This window comes from Nocardioides dongkuii (genome assembly GCF_014127485.1).
GTDB classification, from domain to species: domain Bacteria; phylum Actinomycetota; class Actinomycetes; order Propionibacteriales; family Nocardioidaceae; genus Nocardioides; species Nocardioides dongkuii.
Map to the genome: position 1 here is coordinate 1,490,589 of NZ_CP059903.1, position 25,962 is coordinate 1,516,550.

General features: G+C 73.2%; 24 protein-coding genes and 1 pseudogene. 24 read left to right on the forward strand and 1 reads right to left on the reverse strand.

Features of this window, described 5'->3' with window-relative positions; translation table 11 throughout:
• Window positions 1-984 (reverse strand): AAA family ATPase, encoded by a 984-nt coding sequence (locus H4O22_RS07265; protein ID WP_182526345.1) that lies wholly within the window; start codon window positions 982-984, stop codon window positions 1-3.
• 178 nt (window positions 985-1,162) lie between these two features.
• Between H4O22_RS07265 and mraZ the strand changes: the two genes are divergently transcribed.
• The 24 genes and pseudogenes from mraZ (at window position 1,163) to H4O22_RS07385 (ending at window position 25,955) form a co-directional block, all read left to right on the forward strand.
• On the forward strand, window positions 1,163-1,591 hold the full coding sequence (mraZ, locus tag H4O22_RS07270) for a division/cell wall cluster transcriptional repressor MraZ (protein WP_182526346.1): 429 nt from the start codon (window positions 1,163-1,165) through the stop codon (window positions 1,589-1,591).
• A 188-nt stretch (window positions 1,592-1,779) separates the two neighbouring features.
• A complete protein-coding gene (locus H4O22_RS07275) occupies window positions 1,780-1,938 on the forward strand; it encodes a hypothetical protein (protein WP_182526347.1) in 159 nt (52 codons plus the stop codon).
• 16 nt (window positions 1,939-1,954) lie between these two features.
• Window positions 1,955-2,923 carry a 16S rRNA (cytosine(1402)-N(4))-methyltransferase RsmH gene (gene rsmH / locus H4O22_RS07280; RefSeq protein WP_182526348.1) on the forward strand — a complete coding sequence of 323 codons (969 nt, stop codon included), beginning with the start codon at window positions 1,955-1,957 and terminating at the stop codon, window positions 2,921-2,923.
• Window positions 2,920-3,543, forward strand: coding sequence for a cell division protein FtsL (gene ftsL / locus H4O22_RS07285; RefSeq protein WP_182526349.1), 624 nt, complete (start codon window positions 2,920-2,922; stop codon window positions 3,541-3,543). The genes rsmH and ftsL overlap by 4 nt, the downstream gene beginning before the upstream one ends.
• Window positions 3,544-3,560: 17 nt before the next feature.
• On the forward strand, window positions 3,561-5,348 hold the full coding sequence (locus H4O22_RS07290; RefSeq protein WP_244963145.1) for a peptidoglycan D,D-transpeptidase FtsI family protein: 1,788 nt from the start codon (window positions 3,561-3,563) through the stop codon (window positions 5,346-5,348).
• A 37-nt stretch (window positions 5,349-5,385) separates the two neighbouring features.
• Window positions 5,386-6,960, forward strand: a complete 1,575-nt coding sequence (locus H4O22_RS07295) for a UDP-N-acetylmuramoyl-L-alanyl-D-glutamate--2,6-diaminopimelate ligase (protein WP_182526350.1) — start codon at window positions 5,386-5,388, stop codon at window positions 6,958-6,960.
• The gene (gene mraY / locus H4O22_RS07300; protein ID WP_182526351.1) at window positions 6,957-8,048 is read left to right on the forward strand and encodes a phospho-N-acetylmuramoyl-pentapeptide-transferase; all 1,092 of its coding nucleotides are present in this window, start codon (window positions 6,957-6,959) and stop codon (window positions 8,046-8,048) included. The genes H4O22_RS07295 and mraY overlap by 4 nt, the downstream gene beginning before the upstream one ends.
• Window positions 8,045-9,508, forward strand: a complete 1,464-nt coding sequence (gene murD, locus H4O22_RS07305; protein WP_182526352.1) for a UDP-N-acetylmuramoyl-L-alanine--D-glutamate ligase — start codon at window positions 8,045-8,047, stop codon at window positions 9,506-9,508. The genes mraY and murD overlap by 4 nt, the downstream gene beginning before the upstream one ends.
• Window positions 9,509-9,528: 20 nt before the next feature.
• Complete coding sequence (gene ftsW, locus H4O22_RS07310) at window positions 9,529-10,767, forward strand: putative lipid II flippase FtsW (protein ID WP_244963146.1); 1,239 nt, start codon at window positions 9,529-9,531, stop codon at window positions 10,765-10,767.
• 11 nt (window positions 10,768-10,778) lie between these two features.
• Complete coding sequence (murG, locus tag H4O22_RS07315) at window positions 10,779-11,861, forward strand: undecaprenyldiphospho-muramoylpentapeptide beta-N-acetylglucosaminyltransferase (RefSeq protein WP_182526354.1); 1,083 nt, start codon at window positions 10,779-10,781, stop codon at window positions 11,859-11,861.
• Complete coding sequence (gene murC / locus H4O22_RS07320; RefSeq protein ID WP_182526355.1) at window positions 11,858-13,228, forward strand: UDP-N-acetylmuramate--L-alanine ligase; 1,371 nt, start codon at window positions 11,858-11,860, stop codon at window positions 13,226-13,228. Before murG ends, murC begins: the two co-directional genes overlap by 4 nt.
• 10 nt (window positions 13,229-13,238) lie before the next feature.
• On the forward strand, window positions 13,239-13,967 hold the full coding sequence (locus H4O22_RS07325; protein WP_244963147.1) for a cell division protein FtsQ/DivIB: 729 nt from the start codon (window positions 13,239-13,241) through the stop codon (window positions 13,965-13,967).
• Window positions 13,968-14,139: 172 nt separating this feature from the next.
• Window positions 14,140-15,327, forward strand: coding sequence for a cell division protein FtsZ (gene ftsZ / locus H4O22_RS07330; RefSeq protein ID WP_182526357.1), 1,188 nt, complete (start codon window positions 14,140-14,142; stop codon window positions 15,325-15,327).
• Between the two features lie 155 nt (window positions 15,328-15,482).
• On the forward strand, window positions 15,483-16,022 hold the full coding sequence (locus H4O22_RS07335) for a purine nucleoside phosphorylase YfiH/LACC1 family protein (protein WP_406603325.1): 540 nt from the start codon (window positions 15,483-15,485) through the stop codon (window positions 16,020-16,022).
• Window positions 16,019-16,717, forward strand: a complete 699-nt coding sequence (locus H4O22_RS07340; RefSeq protein ID WP_182526359.1) for a YggS family pyridoxal phosphate-dependent enzyme — start codon at window positions 16,019-16,021, stop codon at window positions 16,715-16,717. Before H4O22_RS07335 ends, H4O22_RS07340 begins: the two co-directional genes overlap by 4 nt.
• Window positions 16,718-16,778: 61 nt before the next feature.
• A complete protein-coding gene (locus H4O22_RS07345) occupies window positions 16,779-17,312 on the forward strand; it encodes a cell division protein SepF (protein WP_182526360.1) in 534 nt (177 codons plus the stop codon).
• 61 nt (window positions 17,313-17,373) lie between these two features.
• Complete coding sequence (locus tag H4O22_RS07350; RefSeq protein WP_182526361.1) at window positions 17,374-17,664, forward strand: YggT family protein; 291 nt, start codon at window positions 17,374-17,376, stop codon at window positions 17,662-17,664.
• A gap of 88 nt (window positions 17,665-17,752) precedes the next feature.
• Window positions 17,753-17,908, forward strand: a pseudogene (locus H4O22_RS20865) (DivIVA domain-containing protein); the annotation flags it as partial.
• 769 nt (window positions 17,909-18,677) lie between these two features.
• Entirely contained in the window at window positions 18,678-19,478 is an 801-nt protein-coding gene (locus H4O22_RS07360; RefSeq protein WP_182526363.1) for a TraR/DksA family transcriptional regulator, read from the forward strand.
• Window positions 19,451-20,029 carry a signal peptidase II gene (gene lspA / locus H4O22_RS07365; protein WP_182526364.1) on the forward strand — a complete coding sequence of 193 codons (579 nt, stop codon included), beginning with the start codon at window positions 19,451-19,453 and terminating at the stop codon, window positions 20,027-20,029. Before H4O22_RS07360 ends, lspA begins: the two co-directional genes overlap by 28 nt.
• Complete coding sequence (locus tag H4O22_RS07370) at window positions 20,026-20,961, forward strand: RluA family pseudouridine synthase (protein WP_182526365.1); 936 nt, start codon at window positions 20,026-20,028, stop codon at window positions 20,959-20,961. Before lspA ends, H4O22_RS07370 begins: the two co-directional genes overlap by 4 nt.
• Window positions 20,951-21,721 carry a GNAT family N-acetyltransferase gene (locus H4O22_RS07375; RefSeq protein WP_182526366.1) on the forward strand — a complete coding sequence of 257 codons (771 nt, stop codon included), beginning with the start codon at window positions 20,951-20,953 and terminating at the stop codon, window positions 21,719-21,721. The genes H4O22_RS07370 and H4O22_RS07375 overlap by 11 nt, the downstream gene beginning before the upstream one ends.
• 173 nt (window positions 21,722-21,894) lie before the next feature.
• The gene (gene dnaE, locus H4O22_RS07380; RefSeq protein ID WP_182527012.1) at window positions 21,895-25,455 is read left to right on the forward strand and encodes a DNA polymerase III subunit alpha; all 3,561 of its coding nucleotides are present in this window, start codon (window positions 21,895-21,897) and stop codon (window positions 25,453-25,455) included.
• On the forward strand, window positions 25,440-25,955 hold the full coding sequence (locus H4O22_RS07385) for a hypothetical protein (RefSeq protein ID WP_182526367.1): 516 nt from the start codon (window positions 25,440-25,442) through the stop codon (window positions 25,953-25,955). Before dnaE ends, H4O22_RS07385 begins: the two co-directional genes overlap by 16 nt.
• The last annotated feature ends 7 nt before the right edge of the window (window positions 25,956-25,962 follow it).

Consider the following 25,962-nt stretch of genomic DNA (forward strand, 5'->3'; position numbering starts at 1 on the left):
CTAGCCCTGGCCGGAGGTGGCGTCGGGGACCGGCACGGCGGCCACGATCCCCTCCAGCACGGAGGTGGTGGTCCGGCCGCTCATCGCGGCCTCGACGCTGGGGAGCAGGCGGTGGGCCAGCACCGTCGTGGCCAGCGCGCGCACGTCGTCGGGCAGGACGTAGTCGCGGCCCTGCATCGCGGCGAGCGCCTTCGACGCCCGCACGAGGTGGAGCGTGGCGCGTGGCGAGGCGCCCAGCGTGAGGTCGTCGGTGCGCCGGGTCGCGGCGGTGAGCGCGACGACGTACCGCTGGACCGCGTGGGCGACGTGCACCTGCGCGACGATGCTCGCGAGCTTGCGGATCTCCGCGGCGTCGGTGACCGCCTCGAGGTCGTCGAGCGGGTTCGCGCCGGCGTGGCTGCCGATCATCGCGATCTCCGCGGCCTCGACCGGGTAGCCCACGGAGACCCGGGCCATGAAGCGGTCGCGCTGGGCCTCCGGGAGGGCGTAGGTGCCCTCCATCTCGACCGGGTTCTGCGTCGCGATCACCATGAACGGCGTCTCCAGGTGGTACGTCGTGCCGTCGACGGTGACCTGGCGCTCCTCCATGCACTCCAGCAGCGCGGACTGGGTCTTGGGGGAGGCCCGGTTGATCTCGTCGCCGACCACGATGTTGGCGAAGACGCCGCCGGGCCGGAACTCGAACTCCCGGGTGTCCTGGTTGAAGACCGAGACGCCGGTGACGTCGGAGGGCAGCAGGTCGGGGGTGAACTGGATCCGGCGCACCGAGGAGTCGATGCTGCGGGCCAGCGCCTTGGCGAGCATCGTCTTGCCGACGCCGGGGACGTCCTCGATCAACAGGTGCCCCTCGGCGAGGAGGACGACGAGCGCGGAGCTCACGACGTCCGGCTTGCCCTCGATGACCTTCTCGATGTTGCCCCGGACGCGCTCGACGACCCGGGCCAGGGTCTCGAGGTCGGCACCTCCAGCAGTCGTCGTGCTCACGTGCGGTCCTTCCCCGGGCTCGTCCCACCTCAGCCACCCACGGTAGGGCGTCCGCGCAACATCCGGGGGGCTTCGACCCCCGTTGGTGGGGCGTCGACACGCCCCAGGTGGTTGACGGTGGGGGAAAGTGGCGTAATGTGGAGCGAAGTGGGGGAAGTGGCCGGCGAGGAGGTGCCCGATGTTCTTCATGGGCACGTACACGCCGAAGCTCGACGAGAAGGGCCGCCTCTTCCTCCCGGCGAAGTTCAGGGACCGACTCGCAGAAGGGCTCGTGGTGACGCAAGGTCAGGAGAACTGCCTGGTCGTCTGGCCCACGGACGTCTTCATGGAGGAGGCCGCCCGGGCCCGCAGCACGCCGATGACCGTGAGGAGCGCACGCGAGTACGCACGTGTCCTCTTCGCGGGCGCCGACGAGGGCTCGCTGGACAAGCAGGGTCGGATCGGCATCCCCGCGCAGCTGCGGGAGTACGCCGGGCTCGACAAGGACGTCGTCGTGATCGGCGTGATGGACCGGGTCGAGATCTGGGACCCGCGTCGCTGGCAGGACTACTCGGCCGGCGCGCAGCAGAAGTTCGCGGACCTCGACGAGGAGCCCAGCCCCACCTAGCCCCACCCAGCACCACGACCAGGCAGCAACCACAGACGGACACAGCAGCACCACGGACGCGCAGGGCGAGGTCTCGCGCCCGCTCTCCCTCCGCCAGCTGGGACCACTTCCCCGGTTCCAGACGGCGACTTCCCCGGGAGAGCGGGCAGGGGCCTGGCCCTGCGGATCCGTATCAGGACGGGGTCGAGATGAGCAGCACACCTCTGGACGGGCCGGCGCCCGGCCCGCAGGAGCGGCGACGCGTGCGCGAGCAGGCCCGCGACGCCCTCACCGTCATGGCGTTCTCCGCGGCGACCTCGGCCGCGGTCGCGGTCTCCCTCCTCCTGCTCGCCCGGCTCGGGCACTGAGGCCGGCGGGGACCTGATGACCAATCCCCGGCACGTCCCCGTCCTCCTGGACCGGGTCGTCGCGCTCCTCGAGCCTGCCCTGCGCCACGACGGCGCCGTGCTGGTCGACTGCACCCTCGGCCTCGGCGGCCACACCGAGGCGGTGCTCGAGCGGATCCCGACCGCCCGCGTCATCGGCGTCGACCGCGATCCCGACGCGCTGGCCCTGGCCGGCGAGCGGCTGGCGGCGTACGGCGACCGGTTCACCGGCGTCCACGCGGTGTACGACGAGCTCCCCGACGTGCTCGCCGAGCAGGGCCTGGCCGCGGTCGACGCGGTCCTCTTCGACCTCGGCGTCTCCTCCATGCAGCTCGACGTGCGCGAGCGCGGCTTCGCGTACGCCGAGGACGCGCCGCTCGACATGCGGATGGACGGCACCACCGGCCCCACCGCCGCCGACGTGCTCAACACCTACTCCGCCGCCGACCTGACCCGCGTGCTGCGGGACTACGGCGAGGAGAAGTTCGCCCGCAAGATCGCCGGCGCGATCGTCCGGGAGCGCGAGCGCGAGCCGTTCACGACCTCGGGCCGCCTGGTCGAGCTGCTGTACGCCGAGATCCCGGCGCCCGCGCGACGTACCGGGGGACACCCCGCCAAGCGGACCTTCCAGGCGCTGCGCATGGAGGTCAACGACGAGCTGGCCGTGCTGCGCCGGGCGCTGCCCGCGGCCATCGACGCGATCGCCGTCGGCGGCCGGGTCGTCGTGGAGGCCTACCACTCCCTCGAGGACCGCCTGGTCAAGCAGGCCTTCACCGCGGTCACCCGCAGCGAGGTGCCCCTCGACCTGCCGTTCGTGCCCGAGGGCAGCGAGCCGGCCCTGCGGCTGGTCACCCGGGGCGCCGAGAAGGCCGACCCCACCGAGACAGCGCACAACCCCCGGGCCGCCTCCGTGCGGCTACGGGCCGTCGAACGAGTCCGTCCCTCTTCCTCCGGAGCCGTGTCATGAGCAGTCCCGCCGCCCAGCTCAGGTCCCGCGTCCCCCGGATCGCCGGCGCCGCCGTCGAGCGGGCGCGGCTCTCCGTCGTCCCGCGCACCCGGGCGGTCCGCGCCGCGCGGGTGCCGTTCGTGATCCTGGTGAGCGCGATCCTGCTCGGCGGCGTGATCGGGCTCCTGATGTTCAACACCTCGATGCAGCAGGCCTCGTTCACCGCGAGCACGCTGGAGGACCGGGCGGTGCACCTCGCCGCCCGCGAGCAGCAGCTCACCGCCGAGCTCGAGCAGCTCCGCGAGCCCCAGCACCTCGCCGAGCTCGCCCGCGACCAGGGCATGGTCACCCCGCCGTCCGCGGCGTACCTGCACCCCGACGGCTCCGTCACCGGCGTCCCGGCGCCCGCCGCCCCCGACGGGGAGCGGATCCGGCCGCGGCCGGAGCCGCTGCCGGGCCCGCTCGTGGCGCGGCCCGTGCAGGTCGAGGACCCGCCGGAGGGCCGGCTCCCCGATTCCGACGCCGACACGGGCTCCACCTCCGGGGACCGGGGCGCGGACGGCGATAGAAAGTCCCGCAAGCCCCACGCGTCACAGCAGTCACAGCAGCACCACAACCCGAGCTCCACCCGCACCCGCTGACCGACCGGAGAACCCCCGTGAGCCGAAACCGCCCGCCGGCCCGTGCCCGCGGCAGCCTGCGCGGGTCGCCGCAGACCCGGCTGCGCATCGGCTTCCTGCTGATCGCGATGGTCCTCTCGGTCTTCGGTGGCCGGCTGGTCCAGCTCCAGGGCTTCGACCCGCAGTCGTACGCCGCGATGGCGGCCGCCGAGGGGATGGAGGAGGTCGATCTCCCCGCCGAGCGCGGCGAGATCCTCGACCGCAACGGCCAGCCGCTCGCCGGCTCGGTGGAGGGCGCCATGGTCGTCGCCGACCCCGCCCTGACCGCCGAGCGTGCCCCCGAGCTCGCGAAGTTCCTCGCCAACCGGCTCCCGGTCGACTACTTCACGCTGCTGCCGCGCCTGCGCGAGGAGGGCAGCCGCTACGAGTACGTCGCGCGCCAGGTGCCGGCCGCGCAGGCGGCCGCGGTCGTGGACGCCGCGAAGGAGGCCGGGTTCGACGGCCTGACGACCTACCGCGACCCGATGCGCGACTACCCCGCCGGCGACGTGGCCGCCAACCTGGTCGGCTTCCTCGGCACGCCGCACCCGGTGGAGGGCGACCAGCCGCTCGCAGGCCTCGAGCTCGCCTTCGACGACCTGCTCGCCGGCACCGACGGCGAGGCCAGCTACCAGACCGGGGCGGGCAGCAAGATCCCCCTCGGCGACAGCACGAAGGTCCCGGCGGTCGACGGCCGCGACCTCACCACGACCATCGACCGCGACCTGCAGTGGTACACCCAGCGGGTGCTGCGGCAGACCGTCGAGGACTCGCGCGCCGAGTCGGGCTTCGCCGTGGTGATGGACACCCGCACCGGCGAGCTGCTCACCGTCGCCGACCACCCGACGTTCGACGCCAACCACCCCGGGGACGCCGACCGGGAGGACCGGGTGTCGCGGGCGATGAGCGACGTCTACGAGCCCGGCTCGGTGGAGAAGGTGCTCACCTTCGGCGCTCTGCTCGACGCCGGCAAGGTCACCCCGCGCACCCGGCTCACGATCCCGCCGCGCCTGGACCGGCAGGACCGGTCCATCGGCGACTGGTTCGACCACGGCACCATCCGGCTCACCCTCGCCGGCGTGCTGGCGAAGTCCTCCAACATCGGCACGGTGCTCGCCAGCGACCTGTTCGAGCCCGGCGAGCTGCGCTCCTACCTCGAGGACTTCGGGCTGGGCCGGCGCACCGGCATCGGCGTCCTGGGCGAGACGCCGGGCATCCTGCCCAGCGAGAGCCTGTGGACCAGCCAGACCGAGGACCGCATCTCCTTCGGCCAGTCGCTCTCCGTCAACGCCGTGCAGATGGCGGCCGCGGTCAACACGATCGCCAACGAGGGCGTCCGGGTCGACCCCCACGTCGTCCGGGGGTCCGCCGAGACCGCCGACGGCACCGTCGTCGGCACCGACACCGCGACCGAGCGGCGGGTGATCAGCACCGAGGCCGCGCGCCAGACCGCGCGGATGATGGAGCGGGTCGTCGACCCCGAGGCCGGGGTCGCCCCCGGCGCCGCCGTGCCGGGCTACCGGGTCGCCGGCAAGACCGGCACCGCCCAGCGGGTGGGGGAGGAGTGCCAGTGCTACGACGGCACCTTCACGGTCTCCTTCGCCGGCTTCGCCCCCGCGGACGACCCGAGGTTCACCGTCTACGTCGTGGTCCAGAACCCCGGGAACGGCGGCGGTGGCGGCTCGGTCACGGGGCCGGCGTTCTCCAAGATCATGGGCTACGCCCTGCGCCGGTACGCCGTGGCGCCGACCGGCACCCGGCCCTCGCAGCTCCCGGTCGAGTGGTGATCGGGCCGGCACCCGCGCCGGATACCCTCGCCCGGACATGACCGACCCCCTCACGCTCCGTCCGCAGCACCCGCCGCGCACCCCCACCGCGGACCTCGCGGCACTGCTGGGCATCCCGTCGCCCGACCCCGGCGCCGTGGTCACCGGGGTGACCCTGAGCTCCCAGCGCGTCCGCCCCGGCGACCTGTACGCCGCCCTGCCGGGCGCCCGCGCCCACGGCGCGGAGTACGCCGCCGCGGCCCTGGACGCCGGCGCGGTCGCGGTGCTGACCGACGCCGCCGGCGCCGGCCGGCTCCCGGACGGCGTGCCGGTCCTGGTGGTGGAGCGGCCCCGCGAGGTGCTGGGACGCGTCGCGGCCCGCGTGTACGGCGAGCCGGCGCGCGCGCTGCGGATGATCGGCGTCACCGGCACCCAGGGCAAGACCACCACGACGCGGCTGCTCGAGGGCGGGCTCCAGGCGTCCGGGAGCCGGGCGGCGGTGATCGGCACCGTCGGCACCCGCGTCGACGGCGTCGACCTCGAGACCGCGCTCACCACGCCCGAGGCGCCCGACCTGCACGGCCTGTTCGCGGTGATGCGCGAGCGTGGGGTCGACGGCTGCGCCATGGAGGTCTCCAGCCACGCGCTGGTGCTGGGGCGGGTCGACGGCGTGGTCTTCGACGTGGCGGTCTTCCTCAACCTCGGCCGCGACCACCTCGACTTCCACGACACTGTCGAGGAGTACTACGCCGCCAAGGCGTCGCTGTTCACGCCGGATCGCGCGCGTCGGGCGCTGGTCAACGCCGACGACGAGCACGGCCGCCGCCTCGTCGAGGAGGTCCGCGCCCGCGGGGACCTGCCGGTGCGCACGTTCTCCGCGACCGGCGCCGACGCCGACTGGCGGGCCGAGGACGTCGTCCTCGAGCCGGGCGGGTCCCGGTTCACGCTGGCCGGGCCGGACGGCGTCCGCGTCGCCGCCTCGGTGCCGCTGCCCGGCGACTTCAACGTCGCCAACGCCCTCGCCGCCCTGGCCGCCGCCGCCGAGGCGGGCTACGGCCCCGCGACCGTGGCCGCGGGCCTGGCCCGGATGCCCGGGGTGCCCGGGCGGCTGGAGCGGGTCGACGCGGGGCAGGACTTCGAGGTCGTCGTCGACTACGCGCACAAGCCGGACGCCGTCGAGGCCGCGCTGCGCACGCTCCGCCCGCTCACCACCGGGCGGCTGCTGGTCGTGCTCGGCGCCGGCGGGGACCGCGACCCCGGCAAGCGCCGGATCATGGGCGAGATCGCCGCCCGGCTCGCCGACGTGCTCGTGGTCACCGACGACAACCCCCGCACCGAGGACCCCGCCGCGATCCGCGCCGAGCTGCTCGCGGGAGCGGCGGAGGCCGCCGGCGGGGACGCCGCGGAGGTCCTGGAGGTCGGCGACCGCCGCGCGGCCGTCGCGGCGGCGCTGGACCGGGCCCGGGACGGCGACATCGTCCTGGTGGCCGGCAAGGGCCACGAGACCGGCCAGGAGACGCAGGGTGTCGTACACCCCTTCGACGACCGGCAGGTCGTGCGCGAGCTGCTCGGGTCGATGGGGAAGAATACCGAGGTCGGGGAGCACCGACGCACGGACGAGAGGGACCGATGAGAGCGATCCTGGTCGGCGGGGGACTGGCCCTGCTGATCTCGCTGCTCGGCACCCGCGTCGCCATCCGGCGCTTCACCGAGTGGGGCTACGGCCAGGAGATCCGCGACGACGGCCCGACCACCCACCACACCAAGCGCGGCACGCCGACGATGGGCGGCGTGGTCATCATCCTGGCCACCGTCCTCGGGTACGCCGGCGCGAAGCTGCTCACCGGCACGATGCCGACGGCGTCGGCGCTGCTGCTGCTCTTCCTCTTCGTGGGCATGGGCCTGGTCGGCTTCCTCGACGACTTCATCAAGATCTACAAGCAGCGCAACCTCGGGCTGCGCAGCAAGGCCAAGATGGTCGGCCAGACCGTCATCGCGGTCACCTTCGGCGTCCTCGCGCTCTCGCCGGCGTTCGAGGACGACCGCGGCCAGACCCCCGCGTCGCGCCACATCTCCTTCATCCGCGACTTCGAGCGCTGGACGCTGCCCGTGGTGGTGGTCCTGCTGCTGATCTGGCTGGTGGTGACGGCGACCAGCAACGCGGTCAACCTCGCCGACGGCCTCGACGGGCTCGCCACCGGCGCCAGCGTGATGGTCTTCGGCGCCTACATGCTGGTCAACATCTGGCAGAACAACCAGTGGTGCGGGCAGTCCGACATCACCTACGGCAAGTGCTACGAGGTGCGCGACCCCCTCGACCTGGCGGTGATCGCGGCCGCGATCACCGGGGCCTGCTTCGGGTTCCTGTGGTGGAACGCCTCGCCGGCCCAGATCTTCATGGGCGACACCGGGTCGCTGGCCCTCGGCGGCGCGCTCGCGGGCTTCGCGATCCTCAGCCGCACCGAGCTGCTGCTGGTCATCCTCGGCGGCCTCTTCGTCATCGAGACCGTCTCGGTCATGCTCCAGGTCACCTGGTTCAAGGCGACCAAGAAGTTCACTGGGACCGGGCGGCGGATCTTCCGGATCGCGCCGATCCACCACCACTTCGAGATGCTCGGCTGGGAGCAGGTCACGGTCGTGATCCGGTTCTGGATCATCACCGGCCTCTGCGTCGCCGCCGGCCTCGGGATCTTCTACGCCGAGTGGGTGTCCGGAACGTGACGGACCCGACCCCGCTCGGTCGCCACGACTCGTGGGAGGGGGTCCGCGCGGTCGTCGCGGGCTTCGGCGTGTCCGGCTTCGCCGCCGCCGACAACCTCACCCATCTCGGCGCCTCGGTCACGGCGCTCGACGAGTCCGCCGACGGCAAGGAGGAGCGCGCCGAGCTGCTCGAGGTGCTCGGCGCGAGCATCCGGCTGGGGGAGGGCGCCACGGCGACGCTCCCCGACGACGTCGACGTGCTCGTCACCTCCCCGGGGTGGCGCCCCTCCGCCCCGCTGCTCGCCCAGGCCCGGGCCCGCGGCGTCCCCGTCTGGGGCGAGGTCGAGCTCGCCTGGCGGCTGCGCGACCCCGACCACGGCACCCCGTGGCTGTGCGTCACCGGCACCAACGGCAAGACCACCACGGTGCAGATGCTCGACGGCATCCTGCGTGCCGCCGGCCTGCGCAGCGCCGCGGTCGGCAACGTCGGCCTCCCGATCGTCGAGGCGGTCATGGACCCCACGCCGTACGACGTGCTGGCCGTCGAGCTCTCCAGCTTCCAGCTGCACTACACCGACTCGATGAGCGCCGAGTCGGCCGCGGTGCTCAACCTCGCCGAGGACCACCTCGACTGGTACGACGGCCTCGGCCCCGACCCGATGACGGCGTACGCCGCCGACAAGGGCCGGATCTACGAGCGGGTGCAGGGCGCCTGTGTCTACAACGTCGCCGACCCCGCCACCGAGGCGCTCGTGCGCGAGGCCGACGTGGTCGAGGGCGCGCGGGCGGTCGGGTTCACCCTCGGCATGCCCACGATCGGGATGCTCGGCGTGGTCGAGGACCTGCTCGTCGACCGGGCCTTCGTCGAGGAGCGGGCCACCAGCGCCGCCGAGCTCTGCTCGGTCTCCGACCTCAGCAGCCCGGCGCCCCACAACGTGCAGAACGCCCTCGCCGCGGCCGCGCTGGCCCGCGCGCACGGGATCGCCCCGGCCGCCGTCCGCGACGGCCTGCGCGCCTTCCGCCCCGACGGCCACCGGATCGCCGTGGTCGCCACCCACGACGGCATCACCTGGGTCGACGACTCCAAGGCCACCAACCCGCACGCCGCCCAGTCCTCGCTGCAGGCCTACGACGACGTGGTCTGGGTCGCCGGCGGGCTCGCGAAGGGCGCCCGCTTCGACACGCTCGTCGAGGCCGTCCGCGACCGGCTGCGCGGGGTGGTGCTCCTCGGCCGCGACCGGGACGTCGTCGCCGCGGCGCTTTCGCGACACGCTCCGGATGTGCCGGTGATCGACGTGGGCGGCGGTGAGACTGGGGGCGAACAGGCCCCCATGGAGCGCGTCGTGGACGCGGCGGCTCGGTTGGCCCGACCCGGCGACACGGTGCTGCTCGCTCCGGGATGCGCGTCCATGGACCTGTTCGCCAGCTACGCCGCGCGGGGCGACGCCTTCGCCGCGGCCGTGCGCGCCAGGATCGGCTGAACGACACGAGGGAGGGCCCGGTGACCGCCACCGTCGAGGCCCCCGAGCAGCAGACCACGCCGCCGCGCTTCCGGTGGCTGGCGGCGGCGCGGCACGCGCTGGACCGGCCGCTCACCGCCTACTACCTGCTGCTCGGCGCCTCCGCGCTGCTGCTGACCATCGGCCTGATCATGGTGCTGAGCGCGTCGAGCATCTACTCCTACCGCACCCACGACGGCGACTCCTACGCCGTGGTCAAGCGCCAGCTGATGTGGGTGGTGATCGGGCTGCCGTGCGCGTGGCTGGCCAGCCGGCTGCCGCTGCGGTGGGTGCGGCGGCTGACCTACCCGGCGTTCTCGCTCTCCCTGGTGCTGCTGCTGCTCACCGCCCTCTTCGGCGTGGAGCGCAACGGCAACCAGAACTGGCTCGGCGTGGGCCCGCTGGTCATCCAGCCGTCCGAGGTCGCCAAGCTCGCGCTGGTCATCTGGGCCGCGCACATCTACGCCAACAAGGAGCGCCGCCTGGGCAGCCTCCACCAGATCATCGTGCCGGTGGTCCCGGGCATGCTGCTCGCGACCGGCCTGGTGGTCTTCGGTCGCGACCTCGGCACCGCGCTCGTCCTGGTCGCGATCATGGTCGGGATGCTGTTCGTGGTCGGCGCGCCCGGACGGTTCTTCACGATCTGCCTGATGCTGGTGAGCACGGTCGTGCTCGCCTTCGCGGCCACCGACCGGGAGCGGATGGGCCGGATCGCCGGGTTCACCGACCCGTTCCGCGACTACCACGACACCGGCTGGCAGTCGGCCCACGGCCTCTACGCGCTGTCCTCGGGCGGCTGGTTCGGCCAGGGCATCGGCGCCAGCCGGCAGAAGTGGGGCGACCTCCCCGAGGCGCACACCGACTACATCTTCGCCGTGCTGGGCGAGGAGCTCGGGCTGGTCGGCACGCTGCTGATCGTCGTGCTCTTCCTCACCATCGCCTACGCCGCGCTGCGCGTGGGCCGGGAGACCGCCGACCCGTTCGTCCGCTACGCCTCCTTCGGCATCGTCGTGTGGCTGCTGGGCCAGATGATCATCAACGTCGGCATGGTGCTGGCGCTGCTGCCCGTCATCGGCATCCCGCTGCCGCTGGTCTCCTACGGCGGCTCGGCGCTGCTGCCCTCGCTGGTGGCCCTCGGGCTGCTGGTCGGGTTCGCCCGCCGCGAGCCGGCCGCCGCCCGGGCCCTCGCGCAACGGCGGCGCGGGCGCTCCGCCGGTCTGTCCGCGGGCCGGCTTCCGTAAGGTTCCTCCCGATGCGCGTCCTCCTCGCCGGCGGCGGTACCGCCGGCCACACCTCGCCCCTGCTCGCCACCGCCGACGCCCTGCGCCGGCTCGACCCCGACGTCGAGATCACCTGTCTCGGCACGCCCCGCGGCCTCGAGAACACCGTCGTCCCCGCGGCCGGCTACCCCCTCGAGCTGGTCCCGCCGGTCCCGCTCCCGCGCAAGCCCGGCGCCGACCTGCTCCGGGTGCCCGGACGGCTCCGCGCGGCGGTCCGCGAGACGCTCGCGGTCCTCGACCGGGTGCGTCCCGACGTCGTCGTCGGCTACGGCGGCTACGTGTCGGTGCCGGCCTACCTCGCCGCCCGCCGCCGGGGCGTCCCCGTGGTGGTCCACGAGCAGAACGCGCTCCCCGGCCTGGGCAACCGCCTCGGCGCCCGGGTCGCCGCGCGGGTCGCGGTGAGCTTCCCCGACACCCGGCTCCCGCGGGCGGAGTACGTCGGCCTGCCGATCCGGCAGATGATCTCCACCCTCGACCGGGCCGCGACCCGCGTCGAGGCACGCGAGTTCTTCGCCCTCGACCCCGACCTCCCGACGCTGGTCGTCACCGGGGGCTCCCAGGGCGCCCGCAACCTCAACCGGGCCGTGTCCGGCGCCGCCGGGGCGCTCGGTGCGGCCGGGGTGCAGGTGCTGCACGTCGTGGGCCCGAACGGCGAGGCGACCCCCGTGCCCACCGGCACGCCGTACGTCGTGGAGCGGTTCGTCGACCGGATGGACTTCGCGCTGGCCGCGGCCGACCTGATGATCTGCCGGGCCGGCGCCAACAGCGTCACCGAGGCCGCCGCCGTCGGGGTCCCGACGGTGTTCGTGCCGCTGCCGCACGGCAACGGCGAGCAGGAGCTCAACGCCCGCCCCGTCGTCGACGCCGGCGGTGCGCTGCTGGTCTCCGACGCCGCGCTCACCTCCGAGTGGGTCGCGGCGACCGTGCCCGACCTGCTCGCCGACCCCGCGCGGCTCGCCGCGATGAGCGCCGCCGCGGCCGGGCTGATCCCGCGCGACGCCGACGAGAAGCTGGCCCGGATCGTCGTCGAGGCCGCTGCCGGAGGTCGAGGGTGAGGATTCCCGTCCCCGACGTGATCCGGCCCGCGGAGGACCTCGGGCGCGTCCACTTCGTCGGCATCGGCGGCGCCGGGCTGTCCGGCATCGCCCGGATCATGCTCGCCCGCGGCGTCGTTGTCAGCGGCTGCGACGGCGCCGACTCGCCCGAGCTCGAGGCGCTGCGGGAGCTCGGCGCGGAGGTGTCCGTGGGCCACGCCGCCGAGCACGTCGACGACGTCGACACGGTCGTCTTCTCGACCGCCGTGCCCGACGACAACCCCGACTTCCGGGCCGCCACCGCCGCGGGCCGCACGGTGCTGCCGCGCTCGGCGGCGCTCGCCTCGCTGATGGCCGGCCGCCGCACCGTCGCGGTCGCGGGCACCCACGGCAAGACCACCACCACCTCGCTGCTCACCGTCGCGCTGCAGGCGGCCGGCGCGGACCCGACGTACGCCATCGGCGGCGCGCTCGCCGCGACCGGCGTGAACGCCGCCGAGGGGTCCGGCGAGGTCTTCGTCGCCGAGGCCGACGAGAGCGACGGCGCGTTCCTCGTCTACGAGCCGTACGCCGCGGTCGTGACCAACGTCGACGCCGACCACCTCGACCAGTGGGGCACCGAGGAGGCCTACCGCGCCGCCTTCGACGCGTTCGCCGACCGGGTGGACCCCGCCGGCTTCCTGGTCTGCTGCATTGACGACCCCGGGGCCCGCGCGCTCGCCGAGCGGCAGCGGGCGGCCGGCCGTCGGGTGATCACGGTCTCGACCGGCGCGACCCCCGGGGCCGACGTCGGCCCCGACGCGCTCGGGGGCACCGAGCTCTGGTCGCCGGGCGACCACTACCTCGCCGATGCCCTGGCCGCGCTCGCCGCCGGCGAGGCGCTCGGCCTCGACCGCGCCGCGCTCGCCGCCGGCATCGGGTCCTTCACCGGCACCCGGCGCCGGATGGAGCGCAAGGGCGAGGCGGGCGGCGTCCGGGTCTACGACAGCTACGCCCACCACCCCGTCGAGATCGCCGGCGACCTCCAGGCCGGCCGGGCGCTGGCGGGGGAGGGCCGGCTGGTCGTCGCCTTCCAGCCGCACCTGGTCTCGCGCACCCGCGTCTTCGGCCCCGCGATGGGGGCCGCGCTCGGCGCCGCCGACGAGGTCGTCGTGCTCGACGTCTACCTCGCCCGGGAGGCCGCCGACCCCGAGGTCACCAGCGCGCTGGTGGCGGACGCCGTACCCCTGCCCGCGGAGCGGGTGGTCCTCGTCGAGGGCCTCGACGCCGCGGCCCGCGAGCTCGCGGCCCGCGCCCGGCCGGGCGACCTGGTGCTCACCCTCGGGGCGGGCGACGTCACCCGGGTGGGACCCGCCGTGCTCGACCTGCTCGGCGGCGCCGGTGCCTGACGCCGCACCCGTGGACCCCTCCGTCGAGCGCACCCGGCGGAGGTTCGCGCGCCGGCAGTGGCGCCGGCGCTGGCTGGTCTGGCGGTACGTCGCGGCCGCCGCGCTGGTCGTCGCGCTCGCCGTCGGCGTGGTCTGGGCGCTCTGGTTCTCCTCCTGGCTCTCCGTCCAGGGCGTCGACGTCGCCGGCGTGGAGACGATCTCCGAGGCCGAGGTCCGCGACGCCGCCGGGGTCGAGGAGGGCGAGCCGCTGGCGACCACCGACCTGGGCGCCATCGAGGCCCGGGTCGAGGCGCTGGCCGCCGTCCGGTCCGCCGACGTGTCCCGTCGCTGGCCCGACCGCGTGCTCGTGCGGGTCGAGGAGCGGGTCCCCGTCGCCGTCGTCGAGATCGCCGGCAGCGTGCGCGGGATGGACGCCACGGGCGTGCTGTTCCGCGAGTACGACCGGGTCCCCGGGGACCTGCCGCTCATCGAGGCTGGCTCGGGCGCCTCGGGGGAGTCGCTCGAGGAGGGCGCGAAGGTGATCGCCGCGCTGCCCGCCGACCTCGCCGCGCGGGTCCGCCGGCTCGAGGTGGAGACGATCGACGCGATCCGCCTGGTGCTGCGCGACGACCGGGTCGTCGTGTGGGGGAGCGCGGCGGAGTCCGACCAGAAGGCGGCGGTGCTCGAGGGCCTGCTGCGCCAGGACGCCGGCGTGTACGACGTGAGCGTGCCGGGCCGCCCGGTCACCAGCCGCGACTGAATCCCCGCGCGCGTCCCGGCGTGTCTGCGCCGTCCGGGGCGGCGCGCTGCCTACTGTCGTGGCCACGACGAGGTTGACATAACGTTAACCCTCAGGCTGAGGGTCAGGGTTGTTCAGGCTCGCCCCAGACCGCTTCGCACTCGACCGCACGCACCAGACGGAGGCAGCCACCGTGGCAGCAGCACAGAACTACCTGGCCATCATCAAGGTCGTGGGCATCGGCGGCGGTGGCGTCAACGCCGTCAACCGGATGATCGAGGTCGGCCTCAAGGGGGTCGAGTTCATCGCGATCAACACCGACGCCCAGGCACTGCTGATGAGCGACGCCGACGTCAAGCTCGACATCGGCCGCGAGCTCACCCGCGGCCTCGGCGCCGGCGCGAACCCCGACGTCGGCACCCAGGCCGCCGAGGACCACTCGGACGAGATCGAGGAGGTCATCAAGGGCGCGGACATGGTGTTCGTGACCGCTGGCGAGGGTGGCGGCACCGGCACCGGCGGCGCGCCCGTCGTGGCCCGCATCGCCCGCTCGCTCGGCGCGCTGACCATCGGCGTGGTCACCCGCCCCTTCTCCTTCGAGGGCCGCCGTCGCGCCAACTCCGCCGAGGAGGGCATCGCCCAGCTCCGCGAGGAGGTCGACACCCTCATCGTCATCCCCAACGACCGGCTGCTCTCGATCAGCGACCGCAACGTCTCGGTGCTCGACGCCTTCAAGCAGGCCGACCAGGTGCTGCTCCAGGGTGTCTCCGGCATCACCGACCTGATCACCACGCCGGGCCTGATCAACCTCGACTTCGCCGACGTGAAGTCGGTGATGGCCAACGCCGGCTCGGCGCTGATGGGCATCGGCTCCGCCCGGGGCGAGGACCGCTCGGTCGCCGCCGCCGAGATGGCGGTCTCCAGCCCGCTGCTCGAGGCCAGCATCGACGGCGCCCACGGCGTCCTGCTCTCGATCGCCGGCGGCTCCGACCTCGGCCTGTTCGAGATCAACGAGGCCGCGGCGCTGGTCGCCCAGGCCGTGCACCCCGAGGCCAACATCATCTTCGGCGCCACGATCGACGACGCCCTGGGCGACGAGGTCCGCGTGACCGTCATCGCCGCGGGCTTCGACGGCGGCACGCCGAAGCGCCGCGAGGAGGGCACCGTGCTGCGGCGTGAGTCGCGCCCGCAGCAGTCCCAGGAGGAGACCCGGGTCGCGGCCCAGGCCGTGGCGCCCCGTCGTCCCGAGGCCGAGCGCGAGCGGGTCCCCGCCAGTGCGCCGGTCGAGGCCGCGCGTCCCGCCCCCGTCGTCGCGAAGCCGGCCCCCCGCCAGGTCCAGTTCGACGACGACGACCTGGACATCCCCGACTTCCTCAAGTGACCTTCACCTTCCGCGACACCGTGCCGGTGACCACCGGCACGGTGTCGGTCGCCTTCACCGACCGGCGCCTGGACCTGGGCGACCGGGCCCCGGCGGACGTCCGGGCCGCGGCGCTCGAGGAGGTCGCCACGGCGACCGGCGCGACGCCGTACCTCATGCACCAGGTGCACGGCGCCGACGTGCACGTGGTCGCCGGCGACCCCCGGGCTTCCGGGGCGCCCGACGCCGACGCGCTGGTCAGCGACCGGGCCGGCGTCGCGCTGCTCGCCCGGTCCGCCGACTGCGTCCCGCTGCTGCTGGTCGCCGAGGAGGGCGTCGTCGCGGCGGTGCACGCCGGGCGCGAGGGCGTACGCCGCGGGGTGGTGCCGGCCGCTCTGGCGCGGATGCGCTCGCTGGGCGCGGGCCGGGTGCGCGCCTGGATCGGCCCGCACGTGTGCGGCCGCTGCTACGAGGTGCCCGCCGGGATGCGGGACGAGGTGGCGGCCGTGGTGCCGGCCACCGCGTCGACGACGCGGCGGGGGACCCCCGCGCTGGACCTGGGTGCCGGCGTCCGCGCCCAGCTCGACGGCTCCGGCGTCGTCGAGGTCGTCGACCTCGGCCGCTGCACGCTCGAGGACGACGCGCTGCACTCCCACCGCCGCGACGGCGCCGCGGCCGGCCGGCTCGCCGGCGTCGTGTGGAGGACGGCGGCATGACCCGGCGCGAGGAGCTCGCCGCCGGTCTGGCCGCCGTGCGCTCGCGGATCGCCACGGCGTGCGCCGCGGTCGACCGCGACCCCGAGGGGGTCACGCTGGTCGTGGTCACCAAGTTCTTCCCCGCCTCCGACGTGCGGCTGCTCGCCGACCTCGGCGTCGCGCACGTCGGCGAGAACCGGCACCAGGAGGCGGAGGCCAAGGCGCAGGAGTGCGCCGAGCTGTCCCTCACCTGGCACTTCATCGGCGGCCTGCAGAGCAACAAGGCCGCCGCCGTCACGGCGTACGCCGACGTGGTGGAGTCGGTCGACCGCACCAAGCTGGTCGCGCCGCTCACCCGCGGCGCCCAGCAGCGCGGCCGCGAGGTCGACGTGCTGCTCCAGGTCAGCCTGGACCCGCCCGGCCGCGAGGGGCGGGCGGGTGCGGAGCCCGCCGCGCTGCCCGGTCTGGCGGCCGCCGTCGCGGACGCCGAGGGGCTCCGGCTGCGGGGCCTGATGGCCGTCGCGCCGCTCGGCGAGGACCCCGCGCCGGCGTTCGCGCGGCTCGCCGCGATCCACCACGACCTGCTCCTCGAGCACCCCGCTGCGACCTGGCTCTCCGCAGGCATGAGCGGCGACCTCGAGCAGGCAGTCCAGGCCGGCGCGACACACGTGCGCGTCGGCTCCGCGGTCCTCGGTTCGAGGCCTGCGGTCCAGTAGTGTCCCGAACACCAGGAGCGCGTCCCGTCACCGGGACGCCGATTCTCGAAGGGCGACAGTCATGAGCGGCGCGATGCGCAGGATCGGCGAGTACCTCGGCCTTGTCGAGGACACCGGCCGGTACGACGAGTACGACCGCGAGTACGACGGCGACGACGACTACACCCAGGAGACCCAGGCCGTGGCCACCCGCCCGGTCCGGCAGCCGAAGCCGCGCGAGGCCCGTCCGGCGCCGGTCGCCGACCTCGCCGAGCGCCGCCGTCCCAGCACCGGCGCCACCGCCGCGCCGGTCGCCGCCGTGGGCTCGGTCGCCGAGCTCTCCCGGATCATCACCTTGCACCCCAGCACCTACAACGAGGCGCGCACCGTCGGCGAGCACTTCCGCGAGGGCATCCCGGTGATCATGAACCTCACCGAGATGGACGACTCCGACGCCAAGCGGCTCGTGGACTTCGCCGCTGGCCTGGTGTTTGCGACCCGTGGCACCATCGAACGGGTGACCAACAAGGTCTTCCTGCTCTCGCCGGCGAACGTCTCGGTCACCGCTGAGGACAAGCAGCGGATCGCCGAGGGCGGTTTCTTCAACCAGAGCTGACCCGGGCCTTTCGTCCGGACCACACCACCACCCTCAGAGTCGATCAGGAGCGCAGTCGCAGGTGCAGGCCGTCGCTACCGTCCTCTATGTCGTCGTACTCGTCTTCTTCGCGATGCTCTGGATCCGGTTCATCATCGACTGGGTCCAGGTCTTCGCGCGGTCCTGGCGTCCGCGCGGCCCGCTGCTCGTGGTGCTGGAGGCGGTCTACTCCGCGACCGACCCGCCGATCAAGGCGCTGCGCCGGGTGATCCCGCCGCTGCGGCTGGGCAGCTTCGCGCTGGACCTCAGCTTCCTGATCGTGATGATCTGCACCTACGTGCTGCTCCAGGTGCTGCGCGGCCTCGCCGCGTGAGGGTCGTCGGCCGGTCACACCTGTCCCACGACAGGCGCTATTGTTCGATGGACAGTTCCGTTTTCTCGACGAATGAATGGGTGAGGGCATGCCACTGACGCCTGAGGACGTGAGTAACAAGCGGTTTACTCCCGTCCGGCTTCGTGAGGGTTACGACATGGGCGAGGTGGACCAGTTCCTCGACGAGGTCGAGGCCGAGCTCGCGCGCCTGACCAGGGAGAACGAGGACCTGCGCGCCAAGCTGGCCTCCGCCCAGTCCGGGACGCCGATGCCGGCCCCCGAGCCGACGCCGGCGCCGGTGGTGGAGCGGAAGCCCGAGCCGGAGCCCGAGCCGGAGCCGGCCCGCGTCGCCGAGCCCGCCCCGGTGGTGACCCCCGCCGAGACGATCCGCGTCGAGACCGTGCCCCAGGCGTCCAACGCTGCGGCCCGGCTGCTCGAGATCGCCACGCGCAACGCCGACGAGCTCGTCGACGAGGCCAAGAACGAGGCCGACGAGATCGTCGGCTCCGCCCGCACCCGCGCCGAGCGGCTCGAGGCCGAGGCCAAGACCAAGGCCGAGCGCCTCGAGGCCGACGCCCGCACCCGCGCGCAGATGCTGGACTCCGAGACCGCCGAGCGCCGCCAGCAGATGTTCGGCGAGCTCGAGCGCGAGCGCGACCGGCTCAGCAGCGAGGTGGAGACGCTCCGCTCGTTCGAGCGCGAGTACCGCTCCCGCCTGAAGAGCTACTTCAGCCAGCAGCTCGAGGCGCTCAACGGCTCCGCCGAGACCTCTGCGCCCACCGAGGAGACCCCGGCGCCCAAGCGGCTCCGCTCGATCCTCGGCGACGAAGAGAACTGATCCACCGCGCCTCCGGGCGCACCAGCACGGACGGCCGGCCCCTCGGGGCCGGCCGTTCTTGCCTGTCGGGCCGCTGCGCCCCCGGTGTGGCTGCTTGGAGCCGTCCGAGCCACCCGCTACTGTCCTCGCACACCTGTGGCCCTGCCACGTGTCCCGCCCCGGATGGAGGCCAGCCATGGCTCGCAGCACGAGGAAGTCGCTGGCCGGTCAGGCGGTGAGCGTCGCCCGCAAGGTCGTCTCCCGCCGGTCGGGTGCCGCGGCCGAGGACGAGCAGCCCGCGACGACGCCCGCCACGAAGAAGCCCGCCACGAAGAAGCCCGCGGCGAAGGCGCCGGCCAAGAAGGCGGTCGCGAAGAAGACGCCGGCCACGAAGACGCCGGCCAAGAAGACGCCGGCCACGAAGACGCCGGAGAAGAAGGCCGCCGCCCAGGCCGCGCCGGCGAAGAAGGCCGCGCCCGCGAAGAAGGCCGCGCCGGCCAAGAAGGCCGCGCCGGCCAAGAAGGCCGCCGCGAAGGCCCCCACGCCGAGGACCGCCGCGAAGACCGCCAGGAAGGCCGTCAAGAAGACCGCCGCCCAGAAGACCGGCCCGCTGGTGGTCAAGGCGGGCGAGGAGGCCTGGGCCAAGGCCGAGCTCGCGGAGGTGCTCGGCGAGCTGCACGAGCAGCGCGGGCACAGCGCGGGGATCGTGGCGGAGCAGGAGACCGAGCTCTCCGGGCTGATGCGCGACTCCGGGGACGGCGCCGGCCAGGACCAGGCCGACATGGGCGCGACGAGCTTCGAGCGCGACCACGAGCTGACGGTGCTCAACATCGAGCGCGACAAGCTCGCCCAGATCGACCGGGCCCTGGCGCGCATCGACGACGGCACGTACGGCGTGTGCGAGTCCTGCGAGCAGCCCATCGGTAAGATGCGGTTGATGGCGTTTCCGCGTGCGACACTCTGCATGCCATGCAAGCAGCGCGAGGAACGTCGCTGAGCGACGCCGAGGACCGAGGCGACCGGGGGGACGCACAGGCCCCACGGGCCGCGGGACGGGTCCGTCTGCGCTGGCTGCTCGCCGCGATCGCGATCACGGCCTACGCCGTCGACGTGGTCACCAAGGTCCTGGCCGTGGAGCACCTCTCCGGTCGCGCCGAGGACGTGCCGCTGGTCGGCGACCTGCTCGTGCTGCACCTGACGCGCAACCCGGGTGCGGCCTTCAGCACCGGCACGGAGTACACCGTCGTGCTGAGCTGCGTGTCGATCGCCGCCGTCGTGGTCGTGCTCTGGCTGGTCCGGCGGGTCGGCAGCACCGTCTGGGCCGTGGCGCTCGGGTCGCTGCTCGCCGGCGTCGCCGGCAACCTCACCGACCGCCTGCTGCGCGACCCCGGACCGCTGCGCGGGCACGTCATCGACTTCCTGATGCTGCCCAACTGGCCGGTCTTCAACATCGCCGACATCTGCATCAACATCGCCGCCGGGCTGATCCTGGTCCAGGCCTTCCGCGGCATCCGTCTCGACGGCACCCGCACGAGCGAGGACCAGTGACCCAGACCGACCACCGCATCCTGTCCGTCCCCGACGGTCTGGCGGGCGAGCGTGTCGACGCCGCCATCGCCCAGATGTTCGGGCTCTCCCGCACCCGCGCCGCCGACCTGATCGCGACCGGCCACGTGCAGGTCGACGGCCGCGACGTGGGCAAGAGCGACCGGGTGCTGCCGGGATCGATCCTCGAGGTCACGATCCCCGTCACCGCCGACCCCCTCGAGGTCGTCCCCGAGGTGGTCGAGGGCATCCGGATCCTCCACGACGACGACGCGATCGTGGTGATCGACAAGCCGGTCGGCGTCGCGGTCCACCCCTCGCCCGGGTGGAACGGCCCGACGGTCGTCGGCCACCTCGCCGGCGCCGGCTTCCGGATCGCCACCAGCGGCGCCTCCGAGCGCCAGGGCATCGTGCAGCGGCTCGACGTCGGCACCTCCGGCGTCATGGTGATCACCAAGTCCGAGCGCGCCTACTCGCTGCTCAAGAACGCCTTCCGCCAGCGCACCGTGGAGAAGACCTACCACGCGCTCGTGCAGGGCCACCCCGACCCGCTCGAGGGCACGGTCGACGCGCCGATCGGCCGCCACCCCAAGGCCGACTACAAGTTCGCGGTGATGGCCGACGGGCGGCCCAGCGTCACCCACTACGAGACGCTCGAGGCGCACCGGTTCGCGAGCCTGCTCGAGGTGCACCTGGAGACCGGGCGCACCCACCAGATCCGCGTGCACATGGCCGCGCTCAAGCACCCCTGCGTCGGCGACCTGACGTACGGCGCCGACCCGACCCTCGCCAAGCGGGTGGGGCTCGAGCGGCAGTGGCTGCACGCGGTGCGGCTCGGCTTCGAGCACCCCGACACCGGCGAGCACGTCGAGTACGAGTCGTCCTACCCCGACGACCTCGCGCACGCGCTCGAGGTCATCCGAGATGCCCACTGAGCCGAACGCTGAGCCCAACGCTGGGCCGAACGCTGGGCCGAACGCTGAGCCGAGCGAGGCTCCCGACCTGCTGCTGCGTCCCGCCGGTCCCGAGGACGCCGCGGCGATGGCCGAGCTGCACCTCGCGGCGCGCGCCGCGAACCTCGGCAGCCTGCCGCCGACGGTGCACACCGCCGAGGAGACCCGCGCCTGGATGGGCCGGCGGCTGGCGGAGAACGGGGAGGGGTGGGTCGCCGAGCGCGACGGGGAGCTGGTCGGCTACCTCGTCCTGACCGACGACTGGCTCGACGACCTCTACGTCCGCCCCGGCGCGTACGGCGGGGGAGTCGGCGCCGCGCTCCTGGACCTGGCCAAGGGGCTGCGTCCCGATGGCTTCTGCCTCTGGGTCTTCGAGTCCAACCGCGGCGCGCGCCGGTTCTACGCGCGGCACGGGCTGGTGGAGCTCGAGCACACCGACGGCTCCGCCAACGAGGAGCACGCGCCCGACGTCCGGATGGCCTGGCCCGGGCGCGACCCGCTGCGGTTCCTCCGCGGCCTCGTCGACGAGGTCGACGCGGCGCTCGGGGACTTGCTGGCCCGCCGCGCGGCCCTGACCCGGGCCATCCAGCCGGTCAAGGGCGGGCCGACCCGGGACCCCGCGCGCGAGCGGGAGATCGCGGAGGCGATGGCGCTGCGCGCGCCCGCGCTGGGCGCCGACCGGCTGGCCCGGATCGTGCGCGTGGTCGTCGAGGAGAGCCTGGACGCGGCCCGCGAGGGGTGATCCCTCGGGTCCCCCGTGGGGAGCCTCACGGTGCCGCGGACTGTCGGTGCGCGGTGCCATGATCGGGGTCAGCCGTCACGTAGGCTGGCGTCCTTCCCCCAGATCGACGCCGGCCCTGTCGGTGGCTGATGCTGCCTGCCCACCTCCAGCACGCCGAGGAGCGCTCCGCGACGATGTCGACCGGCTCACAGGACTCGTTCGTCCACCTCCACGTGCACACCGAGTACTCCATGCTCGACGGTGCGGCGCGCCTCGGCGCGATGGCCGAGCGCGCGGCCGAGCTCGGCATGCCCGCGATCGCGATGACCGACCACGGCAACGTGTTCGGCGCCTATGAGTTCTACAAGAAGTCCAAGGCCGCCGGGGTCAAGCCGATCATCGGTATCGAGGCCTACTTCGCGCCGAACATCTCCCGGTTCGAGAAGCGCGGCGTCAACTTCTACGACGGCGGCCCCGACGACGTCTCCGCCCGCGGCGCCTACACCCACATGACGCTGCTCTCGGAGACCACGGAGGGCATGCACAACCTGTTCCGGCTCTCGACCGGCGCCTGGCGCGACGGGTTCTTCAAGCACCCCCGCATGGACCGCGAGCTGCTCGCCCAGCACGGCAAGGGCATCATCGGCACCACCGGCTGCCCCTCGGGCGAGGTGCAGGTCCACCTCCGCTACGGGCAGTACGACGCGGCGCGCAAGGCCGCCGGCGACTTCCAGGACATCCTCGGCCGGGAGAACTACTTCCTCGAGCTGATGGACCACGGCCTCGACATCGAGAACCGCGTCCGCGACGGGCTGCTGCGGCTCGCCAAGGACCTGAAGATCCCGCTCCTGGCGACCAACGACTCCCACTACGTCAACCGCGAGGACGCCAAGTCCCAGGAGCACCTGCTCTGCATCAACTCCGGCTCCACGATGGACATCCCGGCCGGCGACGGCCCGGGCCAGCGGTTCGCGTTCAGCGGCGACGGCTACTACATCAAGTCCCCGCAGGAGATGCGGGCGCTCTGGGTCGACAAGTACGACCTGCGCGAGGCCTGCGACAACACGCTGCTGGTCGCCGAGCGCTGCAACGTCGAGTTCACCGAGGGCAACGGCACCTACATGCCGCGCTTCCCCTGCCCGCCCGGGGAGAACGAGGACTCCTGGCTGGTCAAGGAGGTCGAGAAGGGGCTGCGCTTCCGCTACCCCGCCGGCATCCCCGACAAGGTGCGCAAGCAGGCCGAGTTCGAGATCGGCGTGATCACCCAGATGGGCTTCCCGGGGTACTTCCTCGTCGTCGCCGACTTCATCAACTGGGCCAAGGACAACGGCATCCGGGTGGGCCCGGGCCGTGGCTCCGGCGCGGGCTCGATGGTCGCCTACGCGATGCGGATCACCGACCTCGACCCGCTCGAGCACGGCCTGATCTTCGAGCGCTTCCTCAACCCCGACCGCGTCTCGATGCCCGACTTCGACATCGACTTCGACGAGCGCCGGCGCGGCGAGGTCATCAAGTACGTCACCGACAAGTACGGCGACGACCGGGTCTCCTACATCGTCACGTACGGCACCATCAAGGCCAAGCAGGCGGTCAAGGACTCCAGCCGGATCCTTGGCTACCCCTTCGCGATGGGTGACCGGATCACCAAGGCGATGCCGGCCTCGGTGATGGGCAAGGACGTCCCGCTCAAGGACATCTTCGACCCCGGGCACAAGCGCTTCGGCGAGGGCGGGGAGTTCCGGGCCCTCTACGACGGCGACAACGACGTGCAGAAGGTCGTCGACACCGCCATCGGCATCGAGGGCCTCAAGCGGCAGTGGGGCGTGCACGCGGCCGGCGTGATCATGTCCAGCGAGCCGCTCGAGGACATCATCCCGCTGCTCAAGCGGCCCGCCGACGGCGCGATGATCACGCAGTTCGACTACCCCACCTGTGAGGGCCTCGGCCTGATCAAGATGGACTTCCTCGGCCTGCGCAACCTCACCGTGCTCGACGACGCGGTGAAGAACATCGTGGCCAACCGCGGGGAGACGGTCGTCCTCGAGGAGCTGCCGCTCACCGACGAGGCGACCTACCGGCTGCTCCAGCGCGGCGACACCCTCGGCGTCTTCCAGCTCGACGGCGGCCCGATGCGGGCGCTGCTGCGCAGCATGCGCCCCGACACCTTCGAGGACATCTCCGCGGTCGGCGCGCTCTACCGCCCCGGTCCGATGGGCGCGGACTCCCACAACAAGTACGCCCGCCGCAAGACCGGCCGCGAGCCGGTGGAGCCGATCCACCCCGAGCTGGCCGAGCCGCTCTCGGAGATCCTGGGCGAGACCTACGGCCTGATCGTCTACCAGGAGCAGGTGATGGCCATCGCGCAGAAGCTCGCGGGCTACAGCCTGGGCCAGGCCGACATCCTGCGCCGCGCGATGGGCAAGAAGAAGAAGGAGGAGCTGGACAAGCAGTTCGCCGGGTTCTCCGCCGGCATGCAGGAGCGCGGCTACTCCATGGCCGCGGTCAAGACCCTCTGGGAGGTCCTGCTGCCGTTCTCCGACTACGCCTTCAACAAGGCGCACTCCGCGGCGTACGGCCTGGTGTCCTACTGGACGGCGTACCTCAAGGCCAACTACCCGGCCGAGTACATGGCGGCGCTGCTCACCTCGACCAAGGACGACAAGGACAAGTCCGCGATCTACCTCAACGAGTGCCGCCGGATGAAGATCCAGGTGCTCCCGCCCGACGTCAACGAGTCGGCGGCCGACTTCACCCCGGTCGGCACCGACGTCCGCTTCGGCCTCACCGCCGTGCGCAACGTCGGCGTCAACGTGGTCGACGGCATCGTCTCCGCGCGTGAGGAGAAGGGCCGCTACGCCGACTTCAACGACTTCATGGAGAAGGTCCCGGCGCTGGTCTGCAACAAGCGCGTGGTCGAGTCGCTGGTCAAGGCCGGCGCGTTCGACGAGATGAAGCACTGCCGCCGCGCGCTGGTGGCGATCCACGAGACCGCGGTCGACCAGTATGTCGACATCAAGCGCAACGAGGCGATCGGCCAGGACTCCCTCTTCGGGGGCCTCGACGAGTCGGCCGGCGGCGGCTTCGGCATCTCCGTGACCGTCCCCGACCTCGACGAGTGGGACAAGATGACGCTGCTCGGCCACGAGCGCGACATGCTCGGCCTCTACGTCTCCGACCACCCGCTGCTCGGCCTCGAGCACGTGCTGAGCACCACCTCCGACTGCACCGTGGGCCAGCTGATGCTCGACGAGGAGCGCACCGACGGCTCGCCGATCACCATCAGCGGGCTGGTCACCTCCGTGCAGCGCAAGATCACCAAGCGCGGCGACGCGTGGGCGATGATCACCCTCGAGGACCTCGACGGCGCGATCGACGTGCTGCTGTTCCCCAGCGCCTACCAGCTGGCCAGCACCTACCTGGTCGAGGACGCGATCATCACCGTCAAGGGCCGGCTGTCCAAGAGCAAGGACCAGCCCGAGATCCACGGCCAGGAGGTGTCGGTCCCCGACATCTCCGACGGCCCGAGCGGACCCGTGGTGATCTCGCTGCCGTCCACCCGGTGTACTGGTCCGGTGGTCGAGCAGCTCAAGGACGTCCTCGGGACCCACCCCGGCATGACCGAGGTGCGGCTGCGGCTGCTCACCCGCGAGGCCACCAAGGTGATGCGACTCGACGACCGGCTGCGGGTCACGCCCAGCCCGGCGCTCTTCGCCGACCTCAAGCAGCTGCTGGGGCCGGGTTGCCTGACCAGCTGAGGGACCTGGCCAGGTCCGCGGCCGGCCAGGTCGTCGCGATCGTCGTGCTCTTCGCCGTCCTGGGCGTCCTGGCCGGGTTGGTCTGGTACGCCGTCTGGGACGCCCCGACCGGCGTCGTCTCGCAGGGGGAGTGGTTCCCCTCGCCGTACGACGAGGGCCAGCGCGCCGACTTCTCCGGCACCGCGCTCTACGTGCTGGTCGCGCTGGTGACCGGCCTGGTCGGAGGAGCGGTCAGCGCGCTGCTGCTCGCCCGCCACGAGCTCGTCACCGTCGCGGCCGTCGTCGTGGGCTCCTGCCTCGCCGCGCTGCTGATGTTCGTCGTCGGCACCGCCCTGGGGCCGCCCGACCCGAGCGAGCTGGCCCGCTCCGCCAGCGACGGCACCGAGCTCGAGGGGCACCTGCACGTCAGCGGTGCCAGCCCGTTCACCGCGCTGCCGTTCGGGGCGCTGCTCGCACTGATCGTCGTCTTTCTCGGGACCGCCGGGCGCCGCGAGCGATAGGCTCCGC

What these genes read in the sequence shown, in the direction of transcription:
- mraZ (WP_182526346.1), top strand. Translation starts at nt 1,163, where the DNA reads ATGTTCTTCATGGGCACGTACACGCCGAAGCTCGACGAGAAGGGCCGC.
- H4O22_RS07275 (WP_182526347.1), top strand. Translation starts at nt 1,780, where the DNA reads ATGAGCAGCACACCTCTGGACGGGCCGGCGCCCGGCCCGCAGGAGCGG.
- rsmH (WP_182526348.1), top strand. Translation starts at nt 1,955, where the DNA reads ATGACCAATCCCCGGCACGTCCCCGTCCTCCTGGACCGGGTCGTCGCG.
- ftsL (WP_182526349.1), top strand. Translation starts at nt 2,920, where the DNA reads ATGAGCAGTCCCGCCGCCCAGCTCAGGTCCCGCGTCCCCCGGATCGCC.
- H4O22_RS07295 (WP_182526350.1), top strand. Translation starts at nt 5,386, where the DNA reads ATGACCGACCCCCTCACGCTCCGTCCGCAGCACCCGCCGCGCACCCCC.
- mraY (WP_182526351.1), top strand. Translation starts at nt 6,957, where the DNA reads ATGAGAGCGATCCTGGTCGGCGGGGGACTGGCCCTGCTGATCTCGCTG.
- murG (WP_182526354.1), top strand. Translation starts at nt 10,779, where the DNA reads ATGCGCGTCCTCCTCGCCGGCGGCGGTACCGCCGGCCACACCTCGCCC.
- H4O22_RS07335 (WP_406603325.1), top strand. Translation starts at nt 15,483, where the DNA reads ATGCACCAGGTGCACGGCGCCGACGTGCACGTGGTCGCCGGCGACCCC.
- H4O22_RS07340 (WP_182526359.1), top strand. Translation starts at nt 16,019, where the DNA reads ATGACCCGGCGCGAGGAGCTCGCCGCCGGTCTGGCCGCCGTGCGCTCG.
- H4O22_RS07345 (WP_182526360.1), top strand. Translation starts at nt 16,779, where the DNA reads ATGAGCGGCGCGATGCGCAGGATCGGCGAGTACCTCGGCCTTGTCGAG.
- H4O22_RS07360 (WP_182526363.1), top strand. Translation starts at nt 18,678, where the DNA reads ATGGCTCGCAGCACGAGGAAGTCGCTGGCCGGTCAGGCGGTGAGCGTC.
- lspA (WP_182526364.1), top strand. Translation starts at nt 19,451, where the DNA reads ATGCAAGCAGCGCGAGGAACGTCGCTGAGCGACGCCGAGGACCGAGGC.
- H4O22_RS07375 (WP_182526366.1), top strand. Translation starts at nt 20,951, where the DNA reads ATGCCCACTGAGCCGAACGCTGAGCCCAACGCTGGGCCGAACGCTGGG.
- dnaE (WP_182527012.1), top strand. Translation starts at nt 21,895, where the DNA reads ATGTCGACCGGCTCACAGGACTCGTTCGTCCACCTCCACGTGCACACC.